Source organism: Taibaiella lutea, assembly GCF_008629695.1.
GTDB classification, from domain to species: domain Bacteria; phylum Bacteroidota; class Bacteroidia; order Chitinophagales; family Chitinophagaceae; genus Taibaiella; species Taibaiella lutea.
This window is the reverse complement of the sequence record NZ_VWSH01000001.1, coordinates 627,421-653,421: the sequence shown is the minus strand read 5'-3', so window position 1 is coordinate 653,421 and position 26,001 is coordinate 627,421. Positions and strand designations below refer to the sequence as shown.

Sequence of the window (26,001 nt, the reverse complement as noted above, 5' to 3'; positions counted from 1 at the left end):
GTTTATTTTTTATTAGAGTCAGTAGGCGTTGTTTCGTTTTGAGTATCGCTGTCAACAAACAATCCTTTTATTTTTTGATACATGAAGGATACAATCAGAAGTATTACACCAAGTATAATGAAGGCAGCAATCTTTCCACCTTGTCCCACATTCGATATATCATACACAAAAAGCTTAAGAATAGTCAGTGAGAATAATGCAAGCGAAATGATACGCAATGTTTTTATCCTGTGGCGCATACCCAGTAACATCAATAACAAAGAGCAAATGCTCCAGATAATCGGAAGCGCAACTTTATTTGGTTTGGTGGCAAGTCCATGAACATCAAATCCAACCTGATAGGATTGAGTCACCCATATATTAACAGCTTCCGCACTGAATGTAAATACGATTATTGCTGTTATGCCCCATGCCATTGCATTGAATTGCAGGTCTGTTTTCCTGTAATTTTTATTTACAAATGAAACAACCATATATGCTGCAATCATTGCAAGCAAAGGCATACAATAATGCCAGAAAAAGAGTCCCATCTTACCTTGAAGCAATAGTTCATTTCTCAGGCTGATAACAGTATAAAAACCAATCGGGTAAATAACCAGGCTTGCCGCCAATGCCGCCATTGTATAAAGCCTGATATGAGGATTGTTTCTTTTATTGACAATAAACATCAGTACAATCATAAACAGCAGCTGGAAGTTCCACAACATCATTTGTTTGAAATTATTGTTGCCCGTCAGCACAAATGACTGATAACTTACTTCCAGATGCAGGCTTACATATACCAGCACGATTAACAGGATATTGATAAAGCTGATATAATACCGCATTGGTAATAATCCCCACATCAGCGTGCTGTCTTCATCTTTTTTCAATAATTTTCTGTTTAGGAAAATAGCTAAGCATACTACTGTAGCAGTTATGAAGGCTTTGTTGAACAAGATGTACAACGGATTGATTTGAACAGAATAGTAATCTTTATTCCAATCCATAACCAGGCTTATCAATGTCAAACCTAATATTACAACGCTGGCATTCTTTAATAATGCTATGCCCGTTTTGGTTCCCATCCAATACATCACCACTAATTCACAAGCCCAGAACAATGTTATATAATTGCCATCCAATTGCAGCGGCCCGGTAAGACTGAGGAATGTGAGCACCAGACCTATCAGCAGAAATACAAGATTTTTGTCGATGTTCTTTCTGCGATAGAATATATAAGCGAACACGAAATTGAATGCAGACAAAGCAAGCGTAAAGCTTCCCTGATATTTCCCGTTTTGAATAAAATGCAGGAAGTAAAGCCCGAAGCCGAGATAAATGAAGGAATTGCTGAGCAGCAATACGATTTCCGTATAGCCGAATTTCCGCTGATGACGCAAATTGTATATAATGTGCATTCCGAAGAAGGTAAGGAAGAACAGGCTGATGAATAACATGCCGTCCGCTGCTTGTCCTTTTGTTGCATCAAATGTATGCAAGGCCCATCCTCCGAAAATCAATACAGTTAAAGCATAGCAAATGATATTAATGATATTCCATTTCTTGAAATTGGCAAGAACGAACATGCCGCCATTTAATATCAGCAGATAAGAGAACAAGACCTGATAATTTCCAGAGCCATTGCTGACGAAGAACGGCGTACCGAAACCGCCAACTATAGCTATTATCGCCAGTTCTTTTTTATCATAAATAACAGAAAGGATTACTGTGATGAGTGTTATGAATACCATGATACCAAATGCCGCTGCCTGCGGTATCAATTGATAGGCCTGATATGCTTCGTATATGGAAAAATAAAGAACAGCAATACCGCCACCTGCAAGTATAGAACTAAATGCCCTGTAATTCTTTGCCAGCCTGTGTGCGAAGCCCAGCAATATAGTTCCTGACACAATACCAATCATTATTTTGCCTGCATCTGTGATAAGGTTCCGGTCTATGGCCCACTTCACGGAAAAGAAAATTCCTAAAACCAATATGGTGATACCGACAATGCTTATGAGTTTTTCACCAATAAATTGTTCAAAATCTGTTTTCTTTTTGGGTGGCGGTGGAGCGTAAGGCCGGTTTGTTGCAGCTATCGTTTCAAATGTGTTATTAACATCCGTTGTAACAGGTTCTGCCTCGGTATATGTAGCAACCGGCTCTTCTTCAATCAGCTCCGGTTCTGTAAATGCTTCAGGTATTCCAGTTTCTATTGTTTCCGTTTTTTCTTCCGCTTCAACGGGTTCAATTATGGTTGGAATTTCTTCCGGAGGAGTTGGCTCTTTGATGATTTCAGGAATCGTTTCATTTATTGTAATCGAAGGAACATCTTCTGCCGCTTTTCTTTGCCAGCGTGTATCAGCATCCGGTGGCGTCTGTTGGTTCGACACATCAGACGATATTGAATCCAGCGTCGATTGAAGCTTTTCGATCATCAGCTTCAGCTGAATAAATTCACTAACCCCTTGGTCGGTTCCAGAAGGTTTTTGTGGAGATTGTTCACTTAAAGTTTTCAGGTATCTTTTGATTGCAAGAATCTCATTATTGAGATTGGATATTTTTGAGTTACTGCTCGATGCAATAAATATGGGTATTACTAAAATAACGATAATAACAAGTATTATCAAAACTATTGCTCCCTCCATTGTAAATCAGGTTTATATGGAAGTAAAGATAGGAAATATGCTTATTCGATGCGTATTTGTAAACTGAAATGCATTATTAAGTAAATCAGAAAAGCGATAGCTGATTGCCTTTTAATCTCCTGAATTGTGACAAGTCATATTCAAACCTGCTTTCGTTCAGATGAAATTTCCGGCAGTATAACTTGAATTGTTGTCTGATGATTTCTGCAAATTGTCCTTCACCGCGCATCCTCGTTGTAAACCTGCTGTCATTCACCTGGCCGCCGTGGCAGGCTTCTATCTGGTGCCATACTTTGTCGGCTCTGTCAGGCAATGTTTTGAAAAGCCAGTCTTTGAATATTTCTCCGATAGCGCCATTCAACCGTACAATAGTATAGCCCGCCCATTTGGCTCCCGCTTCCGCTGCGGCTTTCAGCGTATCATGCACATGCATATCGTTCAGGCCGGGAATAAGCGGAGCGTTCATTATACCAGTCGGTATATTGTTCTTGCTAAGTGTTTCAACGACTTTTAAACGACTTTTATAGCTTGCTGTTCTTGGCTCCAGGATCAATCTCAGTTTTTCATCAACCGAAGTAATGGAAGTATAAACACAGATTAAATTCAGTTTAGCCAACTCTTGTATAATATCGAGGTCACGGAGTACCAAAGCATTTTTTGTGATGATGCCTACAGGATTTCTGAACTCAAGGCATACTTCAAGAAGCTGTCTGGTCAGTTTCATCTTGCGTTCAATAGGTTGGTAACAATCGGTATTACCCGAAAGCGAAACCGGAGCAGGCGTCCAGTTTTTATTTTCAAAATATTTGCGGAGCAATTGCGGTGCATTGTGCTTCACCACAATCTTGCTTTCAAAATCAAGTCCGGCGCTGTAACCCCAGTATTCATGTGAGTTTCTTGCATAGCAATAAATGCAACCATGCTCGCATCCCTGATATGGATTGAGGGAAAAAGCCATGCCAACGTCCGGGCTTTTTACCGTATTGACAATGGTCTTGCTTTCATCGTAAATATATTGGGTTTTGCGTTCGTTCTCTTCCCAGTCATCTATGCCCTCTACATGGTCTTGTCCGTATTCACCCTTAAGGAAATGGTTTTTGGGGTTTATCTGCGCACCTCTTCCTTTTATAAAACTATTGTCTTTCTCCTCAGGATGCATAATCATTCCTTTCTTCTTTTGGTAATAAAAATGTCTCAAATCATTTTTTGATTTGAGACATAAAATTAACCATTTTCTGTGCCAAATGATGGCGTATTATTGTTTAAGGCTCCTGACCTTTTGCTCAAATTCATCTTTGCACGGCTGAATGTCATCTTTAAATCGCGATAAAGACGTATCGCCGCTTTTATTAAATGTTCTCCATTGGTCTGCATTCATTTTTGCATTCATTTTATCTCCCACACAATTACAATATTCCTCCACATAATGACGGCCTTTTTCATTCGCGACAGTAGAATCTTTGGCATAACTTGTAACACACCCTTTCACAAAGTCATTTCTGTACGTATCCCTGGAGGGCTGACAGGCAGCAAATGTTATAGTTGTTATGAATAGCGTTAAAAGTATCCTTTGCATTGTTTTTTAAATTTGAAGGCGAAAATACGATATATCATCCTCAGGTTAATCTTTATCTGTAGAAAGATCATCTAAAAACCCATAATAATCTACAACCTTATTCCCCTGCGGTATTTCATTGTAAGCCCTGTATATAACATACTTTTTATTCTGGTCAATTCCTTTGAAAACACTGCCTATTCTTTTTCTTATTAATTCATTCTCTGCTTTCAAACGGGCAATTTCTTTCAAAGGAACAATCGTTTTATAATACACCATAGGAAAGACTCCCGCATTAGAAATAATTTGTGGTGCTACCTTAAGTATTTCAGGTTTGGTGTCGATTGTAATGATGGGAACAGGAAAGATGTACTTAGCTGCCGCTATCCTATTAATGTAATCGAGGTAATTGTTTATAGCGGAATCAGATTTATATTTTAACGTCTCTCCATTTGGCTTGGAACAGCTTTGGGCCATCATGATATTCAAATGCGCATCCACAATATTTGAATCCTTCATGCATCTTCTTGCATTGGCAAAAAGACCTCTGGCATTTTTCCCGAAGAAACTGTAATCGCTGAAATATATGATATTGATAAGCCAGTTAGGGCCGTATTTTCCATAAATAACTGTAATAAGCACTTCATGGAAAGAATCTACATCTGCCACAAGCATTGAGGTATAAGATTCCTTATTGAGTGCCTGATATGAAAGGGTATACTCCATTCCTTTTCTGGAATTGTTTTCAATATTTACCAGTTTGTTTTCAAACGGAACTTTCGTGTAAAACTCGTCTAAAACTTTGAAATGCTTATTGCTGATGGCTTTTCCATAGGTTAATATAAGGGTGTCTGATCTGTCCTTATCCATTATATCGATTAATTTGTCGCTGGTAATATTTTTAAAGGAACTCATGTTTCCGTCCATTAAAGCATTTATCAATGCTTCGTTGGTTTTTTGCACTTCACTTTTTATGTTTTTGTCAATCTCGGAATTTTTAGCTGTATCCTGTTTAAAAGGCAGATTGCAACCAGGCAAAATGCATAATGCTATTAGCATCAATAATAACAAACGGTTCATTTTTCAAGCGATTAAAGGGTATTTATAAAAATAACATCTTGCAAAAATGCAAATCCCGCACAAATTAATGTTTGTGCAGGATTTATGATAATTTTTGAAGACGAAAATAGGAGATGCAATCTCACCGGAATATCGCGTTGTTATTTCAGTCTTTTTCTTTTAGGGCGCTTATTCAATTTTGCCGAAAGCTTGAACATCAGCAACCTGGTGAACAAAATAACAAAGGCCACAACCGGACTGATAAATGAAAGTATTATTGCAAGAACTCCGTTTCCCATTGCAATATTGCAGGACATCCTGTTTTCTTTATTAATCTCCGTTGTCAGCGTTTCCTTCATAAACTCAGGATGATCCGAAGCATAGTCCCAGATAAAATTCTGAAAAAGAGTTATCAGGAAAATATTAAAGCTGTAAAGAAACATAGCCGGCTTATCAAAGAAATGTGCGCTTATTAACGTAGTTGTAAATGGCAGCAACACTATAAACAAGAGCCATCCTATGTTGAAGAACAGCAACCTCCCGTTGATTTGTTTGATGTACACAAAGAATTCGTGATGTATTTTCCAGAAGACAGCTATAATCAGGAAAGAAAGAAAAAACGCTACGAACTTTTGCCATGATGCCGCTATGTCGGCAAAGGTCAGATGATCTTCTGATGCCTTTGCAATCTTCAAATCCAATGCCAGCAATGTTATGGCAATAGCCACAACCGCATCGCTGAAAAACACGAGCCGTTCCAGCTCCAGGTTTCTTTCTTTGTTATTTTCCATAGCTGTAAAAATGAAGAAAGCACAATTTAAAAAATTGTGCTTTCTTATCTAAGAAAAAATCCGATACTTATTTTTTGAGTTCCTAAACGTCAAATTTGATTCCTTGTGCCAATGGCAACTGGCTGCCGTAGTTAATCGTGTTTGTCTGACGGCGCATATATGCCTTCCATGCATCAGAACCGCTTTCACGGCCGCCGCCTGTTTCTTTTTCACCACCGAATGCACCGCCTATTTCAGCACCCGACGTTCCTATGTTTACATTTGCAATACCGCAATCACTTCCTTTTGCAGAAAGGAATAATTCCGCCTCGCGCAGGTTATTGGTAAAGATAGAAGAAGAAAGCCCTTGCGGAACAGCGTTCTGCATTGCAATAGCTTCTTCGATATCCGTATATTTCAAAACGTATAAAATCGGCGCAAACGTTTCGTGCTGTACAATTGCATACTCGTTCTTTGCTTCAATAATACAAGGCTTTACATAGCAGCCGCTTTCATAGCCTTTGCCGCTTAAAACACCACCCGGCACCAATACTTTGCCACCTTCCTGTTTCGCTTTTTCAATGGCATTCAGGTAACTCTCAACAGCCATCTTATCAATCAACGGCCCAACGTGGTTATTGGAATCCAAAGGATCGCCTATTTTTAGCTGGCTGTAAGCCTTTTTCAATACCGCAATCGTTTTGTCGTACTGGCTTTCATGAACAATCAGTCTGCGTGTGGAAGTACAACGTTGGCCGGCAGTACCAACAGCGCCGAATACCGTTCCGGTCAATACCATTTTCAAGTCGGCATGTTCGGAAACGATAACTGCATTATTACCGCCCAATTCCAGAATGCTTTTACCAAAGCGGCCTGCGACTGTTTTACCAACTTCTCTGCCTACCGGCGTTGAACCTGTAAAAGAAACCAGGGCTACTCTTGCATCACTGCTCATCAAAGGACCTGAAGCATTTCCCTGTACCAGACAGCTTACGCCTTCAGGAACATTGTTTTTCTTAAGGACAGATGTGATAATATTTTGGCAGGCAGTGGCAGTCAATGGTGTTTTAGGGCTTGGTTTCCATACGCAAACATCACCGCAAATCCATGCCAGAGCCGCATTCCAGCTCCAAACGGCAACCGGGAAATTGAATGCGCTGATAATACCCACAATGCCTAACGGATGATATTGCTCGTACATACGGTGGTTAGGGCGCTCGCTATGCATAGTCAGGCCGTAAAGCTGACGGGAAAGGCCAACTGCAAAATCGCAGATGTCAATCATTTCCTGTACCTCGCCCAATCCTTCCTGTAAACTTTTCCCCATTTCATAAGAAACCAGGCTGCCTAATGCTTCCTTATTCTTACGCAGTTCATCACCCATCTGACGCACAATCTCACCGCGTTTCGGAGCAGGCCAGCTACGCCATTCCGTAAAAGCGCTCTGAGCTTTCTCAATGATTTTATTATAAGTTTTATCGTTGACTTCTTCTGTTTTTGCAATCAGTTGTCCGTCAACCGGAGAATAAGATTCAATGACAGCGCCACCGCCTTTTATCCATTTGGTACCTGTAGATGCGCCCGGATTCATAGGTTCGATGCCCAATGAAGTCAATACTTTTTTGATATTCATATTTATCTGATTTTATTATTTTGAAATTGGATGCGCAAAGGTAAACATTCTTAAATTAAAAGAGTAGAGCCGGGCAAGGTGATTACCGGATATAGAAGTACTATTGATGCAGGTTATTTGTGCCCTCGGTTGCGTATCGGCTTCCGCCATAGCATTTCTAAATTAATCTGTTTCTCTCCGGCATAGTTTATTGAACAAAAAGCTTTCAGGGAATTGCTGACCCCTTTCAACGTATTACCAAATCCTTTCAATGCAATGCAAAACCCTTTCAAAACCTTTCTTTTCTTATTATTTCATCGTCAACTCCGATTATTTGAGCGTCAGGTCTTATTATGCTGCATTCCACTGTAATTATTTCAGTTGCAGATACGATTATGCAACCTTCGGATGTAATTATGGCATGATGCATTATTATTATTTATATGTTTTGTTTGATTATTCTACCTGCCTACTCGATTATTTTACTGATGACTGTAATTATTTCAGTTGCAGGTACGATTATTTAACCGTCGGATGTAATTATGGCATAACGCATAGCGATTATTTTTATGTCATCAAGGTTTTACAAAAAGACAATGGAATAATCTTGTGTCTGTCTTGATAGAAACATAGGTCGTAGCGGAATATTACGACCGTAAACTGCATTATTAGTGATTAAGTTTCGTTTATAACAGCGGCAATATCATTTATCCGGGAGCAACCGTTTTTTTGCAGTAAATGTTTTCTTCTTTCCGGCTAATCCTTATAGGTTTTAGAAACCTATAAGGATTCTACTAAAAACATAACTAAAAGACATTTGGCATGATTGTATCAGACCGGTAATTTCATTCAGAAAAACTTGTCAATGTTGTGCCGTCGTAGCGGTATAGTCCCATGCCCCTTGTTCCAAGCCAGATATTATGCTCTTTATCTTCCAGCATAAAAGAAACTTCGTGGTTAGTGATTTTTGTAAATAATTTTTCATTCGCCATAGCAGACTGTCTGTAGCACCAAACGCCGCCAAGCGTATCTCCGATATCCTTTCCATAATCTGATGCCATCCATATATTTCCTGCATTGTCCTTTAAAATAGTTGTAAGCGAGTTATTCAGCAATTCTTTAGGCTGAGGGAAACTGGAAAAAGATGTTTCGCCAAAGTTATTTGCAGCAGGATCGCAAAACAAGGCGCCATGTATTCTTGTGACAAAGATTAAATTCTTGTTTTTATCTTCAATTATTTTACGAAACCAAACTTCATTTTGAGGCTTAAAGCTCACCAGATTGCTTCCGTCATAACGGCAAATTCCCTCCTGTCCCGGAGGCATCCCGGAAGCAAACCATATGTTTCCCATTTTATCTTCTAAAATAGAGCTGACCATTTTAAGTTTAAGGCCGCTTTTGTTGATGACATCCGGATTGTCTAAAAAGCGGGTAAAAATATTTCCGTCGTAACAATACAGGCCATCTCCGGTGCCAAACCATATCTTTCCGCTTTTATCCTGATATATATCCCATACTGTTTCCTTCTTGGACTGTTCCGAATAATAATAATCCTTATTGTTGTTTGCTACAGTCATAAAACCTTTGCTGATAGTGAAAGGGGTAATTTTATTTCCGTCGTAACGGCAAAGTCCATCTCTTGTTCCAATCCAGATATTGCCGTTTTTGTCCTCCAAAAGAGAACTGATAAAATTGCAACTTAGCCCGTCCGCCACAGTAAATTGAGTGAACCATTTTCCGTCGTAGCGATAAAGACCTTCACCTGCTGTACCAAACCAGAGATTGCCATCTTTATCCTGCAAACCGCAGTGGACATTCTGGTATTGGTCTGTTCCCTGGGTTTTAGTAAGCTTCGGTTTTTTGCTTGTAAATGATAGGTTTCCTGCAACAACGGTATTCGGTTGCCACGGTTTTGTCTGTCCGTTACAAGACGTAAATAAAACAAGTACTAATATTGTACAGATCGGATTTTTTACCTTACTCTTTATCATTTGAAAGGTTAGTGCCATTGGTTAGGGCTGTTAAATAGTAAATTTAAAATATTTTACCCGGAGTAATCTGATAAATCAATTTTATAAGAAGACTTAACCAAACAATTGAGTGTAGTTCAATAATTGGCTGTTTGTTTGTATCGGTCGCAGCTGAATACAACGACGACAAACTGCATTACTTGCAATTAAGTTTTTATAAAATCCTTATAGGTTTCTAAAACCTATAAGGATTGGCCGGAAAAAATATAAACTATTGCTGCCTGACTTCTTTTACGCTTTCTCCTTTGCCTCAATAATTTGTCTCTGATATCCTTTTTTCTCGATGCGGAAATATAAACATAGAACCAAAGATAATTCAAGATATCAAAAGGTAATCAAGTGTGTCTGTCGCAACGGATCCTACAGCAGTAAAAAGCATTATCAGTAATTAAGTTTTGTGTGACAAGTCCAGTGTTGTTTAATTAAGGTTTTATAAAGTAGCATCTTCTATAGGTAATATATACTAAGCCAGAACAGGCTTACTTTACCGGAAATCCACAACGAAACTCATGTTAGAATTTTTTAACTTATTCTGAGCGGATATTAACTGCACGGTATCCAGTACTTTATGTTTCCCACGTTTATTAATGGCCATATTTCATCAACAATATCCCGATATGCATGTTGTTGCTTATATGTTTAAAATTTGTGGGCCATGTCAGAAGAACCGAATGCGGAAGTGAAATTTTTATTTAACAGGTATGAGCAAGCGCTCAGGAACAGCATTGCAGATGATGCACTTAAATTTGGTCAACTATATTTCAATGCTTTGCGGCATGGAGAAATGACTGACGCAGATAAAGAGCAATTGCAAAATGATATATTACTATGTTGTGTTAATAAAAAGATAGAATGAGCTTATTTGTGATTTATTTCACTTTAATGACATTCAAACCTGTTAACTTCATGTTGCTTTAGCTGCTTTAACATGGAATGCTGCTTTGGCATATTGATAATTAAACAAAACCAATGTATGTCCGGGCAGGAGGAAATGCAGATAGAATCATTGTATGATGAATATTGTGCGGCAATTAACAGCGGAATTATTGAAGACATTTTAAGAGCAGGCGAGCTATATTTCACTGCATTACATAATGGCACTATGAATGAGGAAGACAGGGAACGATTGCAGAAAGATGTTTTGTTGTGCGCCGCAAGAAGAAGTAAAGTTTGATGCGCCATTACTGGCGGTTAATATAAAGAGTTAAGTCCGACGGCTTAGCTCTTTTTCTTTTCCGGAATCAGTAATCGCGCCTTGAATGATGGCTTTTGTCAATCCGACTTTATATGTTTTATATCTTGCCTTATATGAAAATGGGCAGGCAGCAATTCCATTTTATCTTTTGCTGTCTGCCCATTTGTATGGTATGTAACCTTATTTCAGGTATTCATCAAAGTAATCCGTAATCTTCTGCATCAGATGCACACGGTCTTTTCCAAGCACATTATGTTCATGGCCGGGATAAACAAAGTAGTCCAGCTGAACGCCATTGTCCACACATGCTTTCACAAACTTCATGGATTGTTGCCATACCACAACAGGGTCTTGCGCACCGTGAATCATAAGCAATTTTCCATTCAGATTTTTCACCTTAGTAAGTAAGTTATTGTTTGCATAACCATCAGGGTTTTCCTGCGGTGTGTCCATATACCTTTCCGTGTACATCACCTCGTACATGCTCCAGTCAATAACCGGCCCGCCTGCCACGGCACATTTAAAGATGCCCGGATGACGCAGCATCATCGAAGTAGTCATAAAGCCTCCAAAGCTCCAGCCATGAATACCCATCCTGTTTGCATCTACATAAGGCAATGACTTCAGGTAATCCACGCCCTTTAACTGATCGTCCAATTCTGCTGTGCCCAGCTGACGGAAAGTTGCCTGTTCAAACTTCAGGCCACGGTTACCGCTGCCTCTGCCATCCATTGTAAAAACAATATAACCGTGTTGCGCCATGTATTCATACCACAGGTTGCCGCTTGCAGGGAAGCCGTTAGTAATTAATTGTACATGAGGTCCGTTGTATAAATAAACGATCACCGGATACTTTTTATGGGCATCGAACCCTGTCGGGTAAATGATTTTGCCATATAGAGGTGTGCCGTCATCCGCCTTCAGTTCAACGTTTTCAATCTTAGGCCTTTCGTAGCTTGCCAACGGATCAGCCGCTTGCAAAATAGTTTTATTCCATTTACTGTTAACTGCTTTTACAACGATATTTCTTGGAACATCAGCACTTTGATATTTATCCAGAACATAAGTACCCGCTTCATTTACAATAGCAGTATGAACCCCCGCTGCATTATCAAGCAAAGTCATTTTGCCGTTATTCCAGTTGACGCTGTAAATATGTTTTTCTTTCGCAGATTCCTTTGTAGCCGTAATGATAAGCTCTTTTGAACCTGCATTTTCACCAACTATTTCATTTACAAGCCAATCTCCCTTTGTAACCCCGTTTATCAGTTTGCCGTCTGTATTGTAATGGTACAAATGCATATATCCGTCCCTTTGGCTCCACCATACAAATTCATTATTACTGTTGGGTAAAAAAGTTAAAGCATGTTGTGGTTCTACATACTTTGAATCTGTTTCTTCAAATAAAGTGTTGACAAAAGCGCCCGTTTTTGCATCATACTTATTCAACCATAAATGATTCTGTTCCCTATTCAGTATGGCAATAAAAATGTATTGTTCGTCAGGGCTCCACGTAATGCAGGTCAGGTAATGATCTTTCGCCGTTCCCGTATTCAGGAAAACCGTTTTCTTCGTAATGGGATTATAAACACCTAATGTCACTTCATGCGAAGTGCCTCCCGCCATAGGATATTTGCCATCTGTGTTTTTCCCCGGATTAGTACTCCAATCAATAATCGGGTAATTATTGACCATTGTCTGATCCATTCTGTAAAAGGCTACCATATTACCTTTTGGTGAAAAGAAAATACCCTCCGCTATGCCGAATTCATTTCTGTGCACCTTCGCGCTTCCATAAAGAATATCCTTGTTCGGTTCATTTGAAATTTGTTGCGTCTTTCCATACACATCCACCATAAACAAATTATTGTCGATGGTATATGCTATTTGCTTTGAATGATTATCTACCTGTATGTTCTCGGCATTTTCAGGCAGGGAGCACCATTTACTGAACTCCCATCTGTTGTTTTTTAAAGTGCCGGTGTAGTAATCATTTCCATCGCTGAAATAACACTCATTCCTTTTAATCCATTCAACAGAAGGTAATGCCGTTAAAGGCTTGCTCAAAGATAAGCCATTGTTGATGTCCGTTAATCTTAACAGCGTATCCGCCTTCATCTGAGGAACTATTGTTCTTAACAATGCTTCCTGCTCTTTGCTTCCCACCGCATACACATAAGCATCTGTGCCCGGTATCCAGTTTAGTTGTTTTAAGTTTTGCGGTGCCAGATTGGTTTTAATGCCCAATGTTGCTTCCTGCATGGTGAATTGCTGATGCTGCGCAAAAGCCGGAACGCTTGCTGCTGCTATAAGTACAGATAATAAACTTTTATTCATGTTTCAAAAATAGAAAACGATCGCTAATAAAAAGGGTGAATTTATGGGGGATTGAAAGCATTCCTGAAAATTATTAAAAATGATTTTCGTGATAAAATATGAATTCGTTAGTTTTATATCATGAATATAGAAGCGGAAGACGAATTATTATATCGTATTGCATTAACCCATACCGATCAGATTGGCTATAAGTTCGGCAGAAGGCTCTTACATCTATTCGGCTCCGCAAAAGCAATATTCAATGCATCTCCCAAACAACTGAAAACTATTGAAGGCATTGGTGAGACAAAAGCAAAATTGTTTTCAGCAGCGCCCGATTTGAAAAAAGCAGCTGTTGAAGTTGAATTTATTTTAAAGCATAATATACAACCCCTTTTTATTTTGGATGATAATTACCCTGAAAAGCTTAAAGAATGCGATGATGCACCGCTGATGCTTTATTATAAAGGAACACAACCGTTGAAACACAAAAAAATGGTTGCCATAATAGGCTCCAGAGAAAACACCGACTACGGTGCAAGAATGACTGAAGAATTAATTGAAGGGTTAAAGCTAGAAGATATCATCATCATAAGCGGCCTTGCCCTGGGCATTGACGGAATAGCGCATAGAAAAGCCCTGCAAACAGGGCTTCCTACCATTGCAGTTGTGGCGCATGGGCTTGATACTATTTATCCTCCCCAACATAAGCATATTGCCCGCGAAATGGTGAAACATGGCGGATTGCTGACAGAATATCCATCCAAAACCATTCCCGATAAATATAATTTTCCCATGAGGAACAGGATAGTCGCCGGTTTGAGCGATGTTACCATTGTTGTGGAAACCGCGAAGAAGGGTGGGGCGATGATAACGGCAAAGCTCGCCGCAAGCTACAACCGTGAAGTAGCAGCCTTTCCCGGCAGAACCATCGATAAAAAATCGGAAGGATGTAATTATCTCATCAGGACAAATATTGCGCAACTGATAACCGGTGCAGACGATTTGTTGGAAATGATGAATTGGAAAAATGATAATCACGGAAAAGCTGTACAGGCAAAATTATTCAACCATTTAACAGATGAGGAAATGAAAATTGCGGATGTATTAGGCAACGCTGAAGGAATGCACATCGATGAACTGCTGTTAAAATCAAGCTTTAACCCCGCGCAACTATCTGCAATGCTATTGACAATGGAACTTAACGGAGCAGTGAAAGCATTGCCCGGCAAGCGCTTTAGGATGACATGAGGAATTATGGGCCTTTAGCTTCAATAACAATCATCCTATATCTAACATTTAATATCTAACATTTAAAAATGAACGACAATTCTACAAAATCAAATCCGATTAAACATTGGGCCGAAGACGACAGGCCAAGAGAAAAGATGCAACAAAAAGGATATGCCGCCCTTTCTGACGCAGAATTATTGGCAATATTGATTCAAAGCGGTACGAAAGAGAAGTCTGCCGTTGATCTGGCAAGAGAAGTATTGCAATTGGGAAACCAAAATCTTTCTTTTTTGGGCAAACTATCCCTGAAAGATTTTCAAACCATTAAAGGCATTGGCTTAGCACGGGCGATAGCAATAGCCGCCGCCTTGGAAATAGGCCGCAGAAGGCAATTGAGTGAAAGTATGGAACAAAAAATAATTACTTCCAGTAAACAGGCTGCCGATATATTCATGCCTTTAATGAATGACCTGCATCATGAAAAATTTGCTGTTCTTTGTCTGGGCAGGAACAATAAATTACTGCATGTTGAATTTGTAAGTTCAGGAGGCGTAACAGGCACTGTTGTTGACCCTAAAATAATCTTTAAAACTGCATTACAGTATTTATCCAGCAATCTTATCATTGCCCATAACCATCCTTCCGGAAATCTGAATCCGAGCAATGCCGATAAAGCAATTACCGAAAAAATAAAAGAGGGCGCCAGGCTTCTGGATATGACATTGATGGACCATGTAATTATTGCCGATAATAAGCACTTCAGCTTTGCGGATAATGGATTGTTGTAATTTAATATATTGATACTGCCTCGTTATCAATCGCATAGCCTTATCCTCCATCAGTTGCACAGACCATTGCGTCGGTTGCACAAACCATTGCATCGGTTGCACAGACCATTGCTTCGATTGCGCAGACCATTGCATCGGTTGCACAGACCGTTGCTTCGGTTGCACAAGCTCTTGCATCGATTGCACAGGCTTGTGCAACAAGTACCTCCAATTAAAACTATAATGAAAATCTATATTTCTGCCGCCGGTTAAGCATAATGCTCTGCAATGAACATTCTTATCATATCCAGAGCGGCATTGGAAGCCAATTCCTTATTGCGGAGCCTGTCGTAGAAAAAATGAAACTCCTTTGTAACCGTAATGTTTTTATTGCAAATTGCCATCCATACCAAGCCTACCGGCTTTTCATCAGTAGCGCCACCCGGCCCTAAAATACCGGAAATAGAAAGCGCAATATCACTTTTTAAAACCTCCCGTCCCTTTTCTGCCATTTGTTTTACAGTTGCCTCACTTACTGCACCCGCCGTCATCAAAGTTTCATGCTTTACACTCAATAAATCCTCTTTTACCTCATTTGCATAACTCACTATCGAGCCCTTGAAGTAGGCCGAGCTTCCGGCAAGATTAGTTATTTTATTGGCAACATAGCCGCCTGTACAGCTTTCGGCCAGGCTTAAAGTCAGCCTGTGCTCCTTCAGCGCATTTGCAACTATTTCCTCCAAGGAAATATCCTCTGTTGCAGCAATATAATCGCCTAATCTTTGTTGTATCAGCTGCGCTCTGATCTCAACCTCATGTTCCATTTTAGCTTTGTCCGATCCTTCACTTGTTAATCTCAGTTTTACAAAGCCCGGCGTCGGCAGATACGCAAGGTGAATATCCGCGGGCAATGCATTTTCGATATCCAGTATTTTCTCTGCAATAAAGCTCTCCCCAATGCCTACAGTCATCAGCGTCTTATGATAGATATAATATCCTTTAAACCGCTCTGACAATCTGGGCATCACTTCTTCCTCCACAATAGTCTGCATTTCAAACGGCACACCCGGTAATGATATAATAATGCAGTTATCCTGCTCAAACCACATACCCGGCGCCGTTCCCAATCTGTTGAACAATACCTGACAATTCTCCGGAACCTCCGCCTGTCTTAAATTTCTTTCAAGAAACGGCCTGTTGCGCCTTGAAAATATTTGCTTCACATGTGCTAAAACAGTTTCATTAACCGTTAGCTTACCACCGAAATATTCGCTGAGCAAAGGTTTTGTAATATCATCGGCAGTCGGCCCTAAGCCCCCGGTAAGAAAAACAATATCTGCGTTAGGAATCGATTCATTCAGGGCATCTGAAATAGCATTCCTGTCATCTCCGATCGCAATTCTTCTTTTAACCTGAATGCCCGATTTATTAAGTTGTTGTGCAATAAAAGCCGAATTTGTATCGATAGTTTGACCTATTAATAATTCGTCCCCAATCGTAATTATAATGGAATTATATGACAAAGTCCTCGTGTTTTAGTAGTAAGTTTATTTAATAGCAGATAATATCCGTCTGATATCTAACGTCTAATATCTAACATCTAATGTCTAACATCTGATATCTGATCAATAATCAAATTTGGCAGTAAAAGTAACTTTTTCCCTGCCCTTTGTAAATGCAAACCAGTTTCCGTTATAACTTATATAAGACGGTAAAAGCATTTGCCCCTTTTGCTCTAAATCAACATGGATGACCACATTGAAGTCATAAGCAATCGTATTATATACCAAAGCATAGTCCCGCGAAATAATGGAATAATCTGATTGCCGGAACCATGTTTTAAACTTTCTGTAAACCACATCGTTCAGGAACCCGGGCTTAGGAGTTGCTTCAAAAACATAGCAATCAATACCGTTCTTTGTATCAACTGATAATTTAAAGTCGTACATCCTCGCAACATCCGGTTCAAAGATGGCAGATTTATTTCCCATCAGAGGAATGCCTGAAATCTTGCTGCCCGGATTAAACATTAACTGCTTCAGTTTCGCCTTGTTTTTTTCAATACTGCTTCCCCCGCTTTCTTCTTCCAGCTTACCTTTTACAATATTATTTTCGCCACATACCTTTCCTTTGGTAAAAAATAAAGAAGCAAACAATTCCGCAGTATAATAATTGTAATTCCTCTTCTTATCGTAAAAATCACCCGTAACCTTTTCATCAAGAACATTCATGGTGCGGCAACCATTCCTGTAGATTTGCTTTGTTTCGCTTTGTAACGATGCTTTTATTTTCGTGCCCTTCTTTTCAAAAATCTTAATGTCGTTTTCCGCATTATAAGTTACCAGATGCATGCTGCGAAAGGCTTTATAAAACGTGGTATCGCTTTTTATCCTGTTGATGAAATCGCCGATATTAAAATTCTCTTTGGAATTAATAATAATTTCATCAATAAGAATCGGCGCAAAATAATTCCCCGTATCCAATACCTGAGCCCTTGTCAACACAGGAAAACACAATACCGAAAAGGTTAAAAACAGGTACTTTATGGCATTTCTTTTCATAATCCCTTTTGTTTAGATCGTTGAATTATTTTGTAATTGCATCAATGCCTCTGCCATAATCATATCCTCCGGTGTAGTTATCTTAATATTGCTTCTCGAACCTTCAATTAAGTTAATAGGCACTCCCATATGCTCCAGCATAGTTGCTTCATCTGTAAATACATCATTATATTCCTGCTCAAAAGCTTTTTTTATAAGCTTTACGTCAAATGTCTGTGGAGTCTGCATGCTTCTCAGGTGACTGCGGTCAATCGCCTTGAATGCAGTCCCGTCCCATTGCCTTATGCTATCTGTTACCGCAGTCGCAGGAATGGCATTGCCATGTTCAAGCGCTGCCCCGAAGCAATCCGTCAGTAACTTTTTATCAATAAAAGGACGTACGCCATCATGAATAAACACAATACCATCTTCAATTTCCTTCAACCCATTACTTACACTATGAAATCTTGTTTCACCACCCGCAACAATCGTTAATTCAATATTGCCGTTAAAAGCCTGTAATAGGATATTAGCATAAGAAAAATGGGCCTTTGGTAAAACCAGAACAATCTTACCATCGGGAAAAGTATCAAGAAAAATTTGGATAGGATAGTAAATAAGCGGCTTATCAAGCAAAGGCAAAAATTGCTTCGGAACAGCGCTGCCCATTCTGATGCCTTTACCTCCTGCTACCAACAATAATGTTGTACTTTTATCGTTCAATGTTTGTAATAATTTAAGTCTGTGCAAAGATACTCGGCAAAAGCAAACGCCGGAATATTATTATCCCGGCGTTTGCTTTTGTAATTGAAAATTCAATAATTATTTTGCCTGAGCAGCATCTAATTGTTGTTTTTTCATTTCTTGCCTTTTGGCAATCATATCATCGTATTTCTTAACTTGATCCGGAGTCAACACGGCTTTTATTTTTTGTTCTGTTTCTTTTTCTACCGCTTCACGGTTATCAGGAGTCATTACAACCGAAGAAAGAATTGATTCCACCTTTGTTTTTTGGTCAGCAGTCAATGAAAGTTCTTTTTCTAATCTGTTGGCTCTCATAGCAGCCACTCTTTTAGGATCTAACCTGCTGGCTGTTTTTTGATTACCATCTTGTTTAACATCCTGTGCAAATGTTGTTGTGGTTGAAAGACCAAAGCAAAGCAGACCTGCTGCGAAAAGTAGTTTTTTCATTTTAGTAGTTTTTGGAATTTGGTTTGACCTTATTAATAATAAAAAGTTTAAGCTGGTTATTCTAAATGAGCACCCGTAAAAACACCATTTTTATAATTTACTATTATATTCTCCTGAATGGTTGTCGCAACTGAATGGCCGATAATATCAGGTGTCACCGGAAAGTTTTTATGCTTCCTGTCCACCAGTACTGCAACTTGTATTTTCGTCGGTTCAAAATCCATTAAAGGCTTCAAAGCATAAAGCAATGTTTTTCCTGAATTGGCAACATCGTCAACTAAAATTACAGTTTTTTTATTTAATTCAATCTTTTCTAATTCGATTGAATCTGAAAGCGGCGATTTTTTATTGATTTTAATACTGGACAGGTTAACTTTCAGCGAACTGATTTCTTTCAGTATCTGGGCAATTTTTGACGCAACTGCAGCTCCTGTCTCTTCAATTCCGATAATGAAAATCTCCTTTTCTTCATGATTCTTCTCCCATATTTCAAAAGCCATTCTCCTGAGTTTTTGTTCTATCTGAGCAGCTGAAAGGATAGCTATTTTATTCATTTTATTTTGCAGTATTTTCTTTTTTTAATTGGATCTTATTGCAACAACCGGATCCATTTTTGAAGCGCTGTAAGCAGGCACAAAACCTGCTATTATTCCTATAATAGTTGAAATGGAAATGCCGTAAATAATATTTTCGAGAGATAAAGATACTTTAAAATCCATTCCATAAGTAAAAACCAGGGCAAGCATAAAGACCAGTATGATACCAATGCATCCGCCAAATAAACATAGTGCAACTGCTTCCATCAGGAATTCAATAAGTATGGCGATTCTTTTGGCGCCGATTGCCTTTTTCAAACCTATTATTTTTGTTCTTTCTTTCACTGTAACAAACATAATATTAGCAATACCAAAGCCACCGACTAAAAGTGAAAATATTGCTATAATCTTTCCCACAATATTAATCATGCCGAATACCTGGTTCAGCTGTTCGGTTATCTGGCTAAGCTTATTAATGGAAAAATCATTCTTTGTGCCGGGTTCTATTTTATGTTCTGCCCTGAGAATGCCTTCCGATTCCGTGCTTAAATCGTCTGAACTGAAGCCCGGTTTTGCTTTTGCCATTAACGTAATACCTGCGTTCGGAGAATTGACATCCTCTATTCCCGCTGCAGCAAAGAAAGATATGATAAGGCCCCTGTCAAAATTGAAACCCGCAATATTATCGCCGCATTTTTTCATCGTTCCGATTACCGTAAAGTTGCGGCCCATAAACGAAACTGTTTTTCCTATCGGGTTTCCCGCAGGAAAAAGTTCCCGCTTTACATCATAGCCCAGCACTACCATATTGTTGCCGCCGTTAAGCTCCTGTGGCTGAAAATAACGTCCCATGCCAATTTCGAAATTCTGCATTTTCTCAAAATTGGGCGTTGCCGCATAACAGGTTATACCCTCAACAGAATACTGGTTTTGTTTTGCCGTGACATTATTTTTATCATAAAGCAATGTTGAATATCTCAGTGTTTGTGCTTTGCTTTCCAATGCTTTCAGGTCCTTAACCTTCAGCACCGGCCTGTTCATATATTGCCACCATTTGTACTCGCCACCTTCATCTGTCCAGGGCCATTTACTCAAATAAATAACATCACTGCCCAGGCTTGCTACATTTGTCCTGATGCTTGCTTCCAGGCTATCTAAAACAGTAGAAACAGCAACAATGCAAAATATACCGATAGTAATGCCAAGCAAAGACAGAAACGTACGAAGTTTATTAGCTTTCAATTCTATGAAAGCCATTTTAAAACTTGTAACAGAAATCTGCAGCAGTTGTCGCATGAAGAAATGGAGTAGGATTTATCTTTAGAATTTTATCCTTCGCAAATGTAAAATATTAATCACTATCGCGAATGAAATAGATAAAGAAAAAGGTGCTGATTATGTCAGCACCTTTTCTTGTATTAAACAATTATTTTTTTATTCTTTAATGAATTTTCTCGCAGTAATTAATTGACCTTTATTGTCAGTCAATCTAATCATATAAGTTCCTTTTGTTAAAGAACTGATGCTCACATTTGCTGCTTCTTTACCTGTATTGAAAACAGTGCTATAAACAGTTTGACCTGTTATTGAAACAATTGAAATATTAGCAGGGTTTAATGATTTCTCAGCGTAAACCAATAATGCATTATTGGCCGGATTAGGATAAACATTCACTCTTGCGTCATTAACTGCAATTTTTGAAATACCCGTAGGTGTTTTGTTTACAATGAATGTTGCTGTATCGGTAGTATTTGCTGTCCATATTTTTACGCGTAAAATACCAACGCCGTTATCTGCATCAGCAGGAACAGTTATAGCCGGTTCCATAAGACCGCTGTCACCTGCATTTACAGATCCTGCTGTTATATCAGCATAAGGAGCAGAAAAATCAGTTCCTGGTCTGCAAAGATTGTTATCGCAGAATTGACAAAGAGACCAACCGAAAGGGAAATCTTTCTGAATGATTTTCCATTTATATTCAGTCAAAGTAGCCCCTGTATTATTTTTTACATAATTATAGAAGAAAACGGAATGGTCAGCACAAGGGTTAGTTACAGCCGAACCGGAAGTGTCTTTATGCATTGTATCAGCAACCAACACAAAATCTTGTGCACTAACGAATGTAAAGGAAACAGCAAATAATATAGCTGTAAGTAAAAGTTTTTTGAACATTTTTTTAAAATTTAAAATAAACACTTGAGTCTTGAAACTCGTTCTAACGACAAAACCAAAGTTAGGGTAATTTATTCATTTTGATTTCCTTTTTTTAGTTAAAATTAAAGGAGCCGATTTGTGGTCGGCTCCTTTATTAAAATGAAACAAAAATTAAATTATTGTTTTGTGAATTTTTGTTGAACGCTACCAGCTTCAGTAGTTACATTTAAATAGTACATACCTGCAGCAAGGTTATTAGTATTAATTGTTGCTGTGTTAGTACCTGCACTCATTGATTTTGTAACAGGAGCATTTACTTGTTGGCCTAATACATTAAATACTGTATAAGTTACAGAAGATGCTTTTTTCAAATCAATGGATACATTTAATAAATCAGAAACCGGATTAGGGAAAACTTTGAAAGAACCTTCAGCAACTAATTCATCAATACCTGTAGCAGCACCGGAACGTAGATTGATATCATCAATGAACATGTTGTTACCGAAGTTACTTGTTCCTTTGAAAGCAATGTATGCATCAGAAGGTACATTAGTAACATCTACGCTCCATTTTTTCCATGAAGCAGTTGTTGGTGTGAAGTTTGAACCGGTTGGATCAGCAGATGCTAAATCAGCATTTGCTTTGCTCCAGATAGAAGTCCAGGTAGTACCGCAATCAGTAGAATAAGTAAGTTCTAATTTATCTCCTGTAATTGTACCGTCTGTTGCTTTGTATTGTGCATAAGAAGTATAGAAATCAATTGCTTTAGCACCTGCCGGCATTGTAGTTTTAGGGAAGATTAAATAACCAAAGCTACCTTGTGGAAGTTGATAGCAAGGGAAATAACCTAATCCGTTAGAACCGCTATGTCCCAAACCTTGGCTTGTTGCTTTAATAATTCCAACTATAGATGTACCAGGATAAGAAACGAAATTACTGAAGTTAGTATTTGCTGTTTCAAAATCGAAAGTCAATGGAATAGCTACAGCTGTGCTGTTTAAAACATACGCAGAGCTTGATCTTACGTTATCAAAGTCATTGTAATCCTGAACTGTGTTTGGTAAAACTACAGAATCTACAACTGATTGTACACCTGCTGTTGTTACATTTAAAGCTGTTAATGTAAGATCAGCAGAAGTTGCTCCCGCAGCAAGGTTATTCAAAGGAACATCCTGGAATGTTGGAGTAGCACCGTTAACACTGGTATACACTCTTGCAGTAGTAAGTGCAGTAGTTCCTGTGTTTTTAACTTTGATTGTATGTGGAATAGTAGCTGGCAACTGGCATTTTAAACCGGAAATACCAATCGAAGTCAATGTTACATCCACAGGTGGTTTTGTAACAGTGATATTTGCTGTTTTACCAACTTGTAAAACTTCTTTGGTGTCGTCTTTTTGAATCCAGGCAGCAAGGAAGTTGATAGCTGGTGTTGCAGGAGCTGAACCAACGTATGAAGGCACTGCGCCTTTAATTGTATAAGTTCTGGTTTGACCGGCAGTCCATGTAGCATCAATTGTTTGACCGTCAGCGTTGGCGCCGTTATTGTCATACATTTGGCGGATTACATTATGGAAGTCAGTTTCTCCGTTTGTACCTGGAGCAGTTGCATAATGTAAAGATTCAACCAAAGCAGATCTAAGCTTTAAGTTAGCATAAGTAGCTGCACCGGTAGAAGTAACTGTAATAGTTGCCGTGAAATATTGACCGGCGTTTTGATAAGAAGGATTACTTACTGTGATTGTAAACGCAGCAGTTCCTGTAGAAGCAGTATTAATATTTGCTTGTGTCAGGTTTGCAGGATGTGCAAGAGCGCCACCGTTCATTGAACCTGATGGAGCTGAGTTTACAGAATAATAAGTTTCTCTGTTGTCTGCAAATATTGTATTAGCTAAGTAAATAGGTCCCGCAGAAGGAATTGGAGTTTGATATTTCAGCATTAATACCTTAGTATCATTTCCTGCAGCACTGATTAATGTCCATAAGCCAGGATTCGTTGCTGCGCAAGGGGCACAGTTTTCTCCGGAAAATTCTTCATACAACGCAAGACGTTGTTGCGCTTGAGTAAACCATGCAGAAAGCATTAATCCACCAAGTAGTAATGTTTTTTTCATCATACTGTTTTTTTAAAAGTTTTAATTGGTTTTATTGGCATGCTTTAGAAGCATTAAATGTGCATGCTGGAAAGTAAAGTTAATAATTGTTTGTTATTCCAAAAAAAATAAATTCCCCTGCTTCCTGTGGAGCGGGGAATTTATTTCCAATTTTTGCACTTTAAATAATGACAAAGGAGCCGGCATGTTATTAGCCAGCTCCTTAAACAAGAAATAATATTTATATTATTGTTTTGTGAATTTTTGTTGAATGCTACCTGCCTCAGTAGTAATGTTTAAATAATACATACCTGCAGCAAGGTTATTGGTATTGATTGTTACTGTATTAGTACCTGTATTCATTGATTTTGTAACAGGAGCATTTACTTGCTGACCTAATACACTAAATACTGTATAAGTTACAGAAGATGCTTTCTTCAAATCGATTGATACGTTTAATAAATCAGAAACAGGATTAGGGAAAACTTTGAAAGAACCGTCAGCTATTAATTCATTGATACCGGTAGTACCTGTGCGCATTTTAATATTGTCAATAAATATATAACTGCCGTCACCACTGGTAGCTTTGAAAGCAAAATTAGCTCCTGTAGGTACATTTGTAATGTCTACACTCCATTTTTTCCAACCTGCGTCATTTGACGGAATGAAATACATATTAGTAGCAGTTGCAGGGGCGCTTGCCAAATCGCCATTAGATTTAGTCCAAACAGATGTCCAGTTGGTTCCACAATCAGTTGTATAAAGCAATTCCAGTTTATCGCCTATAGTGCCACGTAAAGCGTATGCTATATAAAAGTCAATCGCTTTAGGCCCTGCAGGTAATTCGGCTTTAGGGAAAATTAAATAACCGTTATCTGCCTGAGAAAGGTATGGAGTTAAAAATACGCCTACATAAGCAGAGTTACCATACCCAAAGTTGGGATTACTCTGAGTTGCAGCTTTTTGTCTAAGAATAGGAAAACCATTTGCAGCAGTACCCGGCCATGGAACCCATTCTGCATTTGCTGCTTCAAAGTCGTAGGAAATAGGTAGCGGAGCAGCTGTGCTGTTCAGAATATAAGCAGCACCTCTTACCGTATTGTCATAATAATTAAGATCAGTATTAGTAACTCCATTAGGAAATCCTACAGAATCAACAACTGCTTGAATCCCGGCATTCGGAATTTGAATGGCATCTAATTGTACTTCTGCAGATGCTCCTGCTGCAATAGTCGGAAATGTCTTCATAACGCCCGTACCACCATTTTGATAGAATGTAGCTGAAGTAAGAGGAGTAGTTCCTGTATTTTTTACAGTCACTTTTGGTGTAATGGTAGCTGGGACCTGACATTTTAGACCTGAAACGCCGGAAATAGCAGTAAGTGCAATATCCAATGGTGGTTTTGTAATAGTTATATTACCTGGAGTTCTTGCTGCCTGTAAAACCTCTTTAGTGTCATCTCTCTGAACCCATGCTGCAAGGAAATTAACAGGAGGAGTCGAAGGATTGACACCAACATAAGAAGGCACAGAACCTTTTATTGTGTACATCCTGGTTTGACCTGCTGTCCACATAGCATCAATTGTTTGTCCGTCAGGATTGGGTCCGTTATTGTCATACATTTGACGGATGACGTTTTCAAAGTCATTTTCACCATTTGTGCCCGGCGCAGTTGCATAATGTAGCGATTCTGCTAATGCAGACCTCAGTTTTAAATTTGCAATATTAGTTGCAGCAGTTGCTGTTACTGTAATTGTAGCAGTAAAAGTCTGTCCGCCATTTTGATACATGGGATTTCCTACTGAAATCGTAAATGCAGCTGTCCCGTTTGAAGCGGTATTGATATTTGCTTGCGTTAAATTACCCGGATGCGCAGGTGTGCCTCCGTTCATAGAGCCTGAGGGTGCAGAGCTGATAGAATAATAATCTATCCTGTTATCTGTAAAAATAGGATTTGCATTATAAATAGGACCCGCGGAAGGAATCGGCGATTGATACTTTAACATCAAGACCTTTGTTTCATTTCCTGGAGTGCTTATCAATGTCCATAAACCAGGATTCGTCGATGCGCAAGGCGGACAATTTTCACCCGTAAATTCTTCATACAATGCAAGACGTTGTTGTGCTTGGCTGAACCATGCTGACAGCAATAGCCCTCCAAGTAGTAATGTTTTTTTCATTTTACTGTTTTTTTGTTTTAAAATTGTTTTCTTTTCCAAAATTCAGAGGCATGAAATTAAGTATAATTTATTATTAAAAAAAATAAAAAAACCAATTTTATCTCCCTTTTAAGTTATTATTTATTAATTGATCTTCTAA

At 38.8% G+C, this 26,001-nt stretch carries 23 protein-coding genes; 5 read left to right on the top strand and 18 right to left on the bottom strand.

The window, feature by feature from the left end; all coding sequences use genetic code 11:
• Nucleotides 1-2 precede the first annotated feature (2 nt).
• The 6 genes from F0919_RS02700 to amaB all read right to left on the bottom strand — a co-directional run bounded on the left by F0919_RS02700 (nucleotide 3) and on the right by amaB (nucleotide 7,650).
• A complete protein-coding gene (locus F0919_RS02700) occupies nucleotides 3-2,633 on the bottom strand; it encodes a DUF2339 domain-containing protein (protein ID WP_150031174.1) in 2,631 nt (876 codons plus the stop codon).
• 85 nt (nucleotides 2,634-2,718) lie between these two features.
• Nucleotides 2,719-3,798, bottom strand: a complete 1,080-nt coding sequence (locus F0919_RS02695) for a PA0069 family radical SAM protein (protein ID WP_150031173.1) — start codon at nucleotides 3,796-3,798, stop codon at nucleotides 2,719-2,721.
• Nucleotides 3,799-3,888: 90 nt separating this feature from the next.
• Nucleotides 3,889-4,209 carry a hypothetical protein gene (locus F0919_RS02690; RefSeq protein WP_150031172.1) on the bottom strand — a complete coding sequence of 107 codons (321 nt, stop codon included), beginning with the start codon at nucleotides 4,207-4,209 and terminating at the stop codon, nucleotides 3,889-3,891.
• Between the two features lie 45 nt (nucleotides 4,210-4,254).
• A complete protein-coding gene (locus F0919_RS02685; protein WP_150031171.1) occupies nucleotides 4,255-5,268 on the bottom strand; it encodes a hypothetical protein in 1,014 nt (337 codons plus the stop codon).
• Nucleotides 5,269-5,408: 140 nt separating this feature from the next.
• Nucleotides 5,409-6,038 (bottom strand): TMEM175 family protein, encoded by a 630-nt coding sequence (locus F0919_RS02680; RefSeq protein ID WP_150031170.1) that lies wholly within the window; start codon nucleotides 6,036-6,038, stop codon nucleotides 5,409-5,411.
• Nucleotides 6,039-6,120: 82 nt separating this feature from the next.
• Nucleotides 6,121-7,650, bottom strand: coding sequence for an L-piperidine-6-carboxylate dehydrogenase (gene amaB, locus F0919_RS02675; RefSeq protein ID WP_150031169.1), 1,530 nt, complete (start codon nucleotides 7,648-7,650; stop codon nucleotides 6,121-6,123).
• Nucleotides 7,651-7,900: 250 nt separating this feature from the next.
• Here amaB and F0919_RS02670 point away from each other — a divergent pair, with 250 nt between their 5' ends.
• Nucleotides 7,901-8,251: a hypothetical protein gene (locus tag F0919_RS02670; protein ID WP_150031168.1), complete on the top strand. Its 351-nt coding sequence runs from the start codon at nucleotides 7,901-7,903 to the stop codon at nucleotides 8,249-8,251.
• Nucleotides 8,252-8,474: 223 nt separating this feature from the next.
• On the opposite strand, the gene F0919_RS02665 is transcribed toward F0919_RS02670, so the two are convergent.
• Complete coding sequence (locus F0919_RS02665) at nucleotides 8,475-9,638, bottom strand: ligand-binding sensor domain-containing protein (protein WP_150031167.1); 1,164 nt, start codon at nucleotides 9,636-9,638, stop codon at nucleotides 8,475-8,477.
• A gap of 676 nt (nucleotides 9,639-10,314) precedes the next feature.
• Here F0919_RS02665 and F0919_RS02660 point away from each other — a divergent pair.
• Both F0919_RS02660 and F0919_RS02655 read left to right on the top strand, forming a co-directional pair.
• A complete protein-coding gene (locus F0919_RS02660; RefSeq protein ID WP_150031166.1) occupies nucleotides 10,315-10,515 on the top strand; it encodes a hypothetical protein in 201 nt (66 codons plus the stop codon).
• Between the two features lie 117 nt (nucleotides 10,516-10,632).
• Nucleotides 10,633-10,833, top strand: coding sequence for a hypothetical protein (locus tag F0919_RS02655; RefSeq protein ID WP_150031165.1), 201 nt, complete (start codon nucleotides 10,633-10,635; stop codon nucleotides 10,831-10,833).
• Between the two features lie 201 nt (nucleotides 10,834-11,034).
• On the opposite strand, the gene F0919_RS02650 is transcribed toward F0919_RS02655, so the two are convergent.
• Complete coding sequence (locus F0919_RS02650; RefSeq protein WP_150031164.1) at nucleotides 11,035-13,191, bottom strand: S9 family peptidase; 2,157 nt, start codon at nucleotides 13,189-13,191, stop codon at nucleotides 11,035-11,037.
• Nucleotides 13,192-13,311: 120 nt separating this feature from the next.
• Between F0919_RS02650 and dprA the strand changes: the two genes are divergently transcribed.
• Together dprA and radC are read left to right on the top strand one after the other, a co-directional pair.
• Complete coding sequence (dprA, locus tag F0919_RS02645; RefSeq protein ID WP_150031163.1) at nucleotides 13,312-14,421, top strand: DNA-processing protein DprA; 1,110 nt, start codon at nucleotides 13,312-13,314, stop codon at nucleotides 14,419-14,421.
• A 68-nt stretch (nucleotides 14,422-14,489) separates the two neighbouring features.
• A complete protein-coding gene (gene radC, locus F0919_RS02640) occupies nucleotides 14,490-15,191 on the top strand; it encodes a RadC family protein (RefSeq protein WP_150031162.1) in 702 nt (233 codons plus the stop codon).
• A gap of 40 nt (nucleotides 15,192-15,231) precedes the next feature.
• Here the strand turns inward: radC and F0919_RS18380 are convergent, their stop codons facing one another.
• The 10 genes from F0919_RS18380 to F0919_RS02595 form a co-directional block, all read right to left on the bottom strand.
• Nucleotides 15,232-15,402, bottom strand: coding sequence for a hypothetical protein (locus F0919_RS18380; protein ID WP_190277234.1), 171 nt, complete (start codon nucleotides 15,400-15,402; stop codon nucleotides 15,232-15,234).
• A 37-nt stretch (nucleotides 15,403-15,439) separates the two neighbouring features.
• Nucleotides 15,440-16,693, bottom strand: a complete 1,254-nt coding sequence (locus F0919_RS02635; protein ID WP_150031161.1) for a competence/damage-inducible protein A — start codon at nucleotides 16,691-16,693, stop codon at nucleotides 15,440-15,442.
• A 102-nt stretch (nucleotides 16,694-16,795) separates the two neighbouring features.
• Nucleotides 16,796-17,731, bottom strand: a complete 936-nt coding sequence (locus F0919_RS02630; RefSeq protein WP_150031160.1) for a LolA-like protein — start codon at nucleotides 17,729-17,731, stop codon at nucleotides 16,796-16,798.
• A 12-nt stretch (nucleotides 17,732-17,743) separates the two neighbouring features.
• Entirely contained in the window at nucleotides 17,744-18,433 is a 690-nt protein-coding gene (locus F0919_RS02625; protein ID WP_235903442.1) for a 2-C-methyl-D-erythritol 4-phosphate cytidylyltransferase, read from the bottom strand.
• A gap of 99 nt (nucleotides 18,434-18,532) precedes the next feature.
• On the bottom strand, nucleotides 18,533-18,901 hold the full coding sequence (locus F0919_RS02620) for a hypothetical protein (protein ID WP_150031159.1): 369 nt from the start codon (nucleotides 18,899-18,901) through the stop codon (nucleotides 18,533-18,535).
• Between the two features lie 56 nt (nucleotides 18,902-18,957).
• Entirely contained in the window at nucleotides 18,958-19,455 is a 498-nt protein-coding gene (locus F0919_RS02615; RefSeq protein ID WP_150031158.1) for a phosphoribosyltransferase family protein, read from the bottom strand.
• 24 nt (nucleotides 19,456-19,479) lie between these two features.
• A complete protein-coding gene (locus F0919_RS02610; protein WP_150031157.1) occupies nucleotides 19,480-20,733 on the bottom strand; it encodes an ABC transporter permease in 1,254 nt (417 codons plus the stop codon).
• A gap of 138 nt (nucleotides 20,734-20,871) precedes the next feature.
• On the bottom strand, nucleotides 20,872-21,609 hold the full coding sequence (locus F0919_RS02605; RefSeq protein ID WP_150031156.1) for a T9SS type A sorting domain-containing protein: 738 nt from the start codon (nucleotides 21,607-21,609) through the stop codon (nucleotides 20,872-20,874).
• A 158-nt stretch (nucleotides 21,610-21,767) separates the two neighbouring features.
• On the bottom strand, nucleotides 21,768-23,705 hold the full coding sequence (locus F0919_RS02600; protein ID WP_150031155.1) for a T9SS type A sorting domain-containing protein: 1,938 nt from the start codon (nucleotides 23,703-23,705) through the stop codon (nucleotides 21,768-21,770).
• A 222-nt stretch (nucleotides 23,706-23,927) separates the two neighbouring features.
• On the bottom strand, nucleotides 23,928-25,862 hold the full coding sequence (locus F0919_RS02595) for a T9SS-dependent choice-of-anchor J family protein (protein WP_150031154.1): 1,935 nt from the start codon (nucleotides 25,860-25,862) through the stop codon (nucleotides 23,928-23,930).
• Between the last annotated feature and the right edge of the window lie 139 nt (nucleotides 25,863-26,001).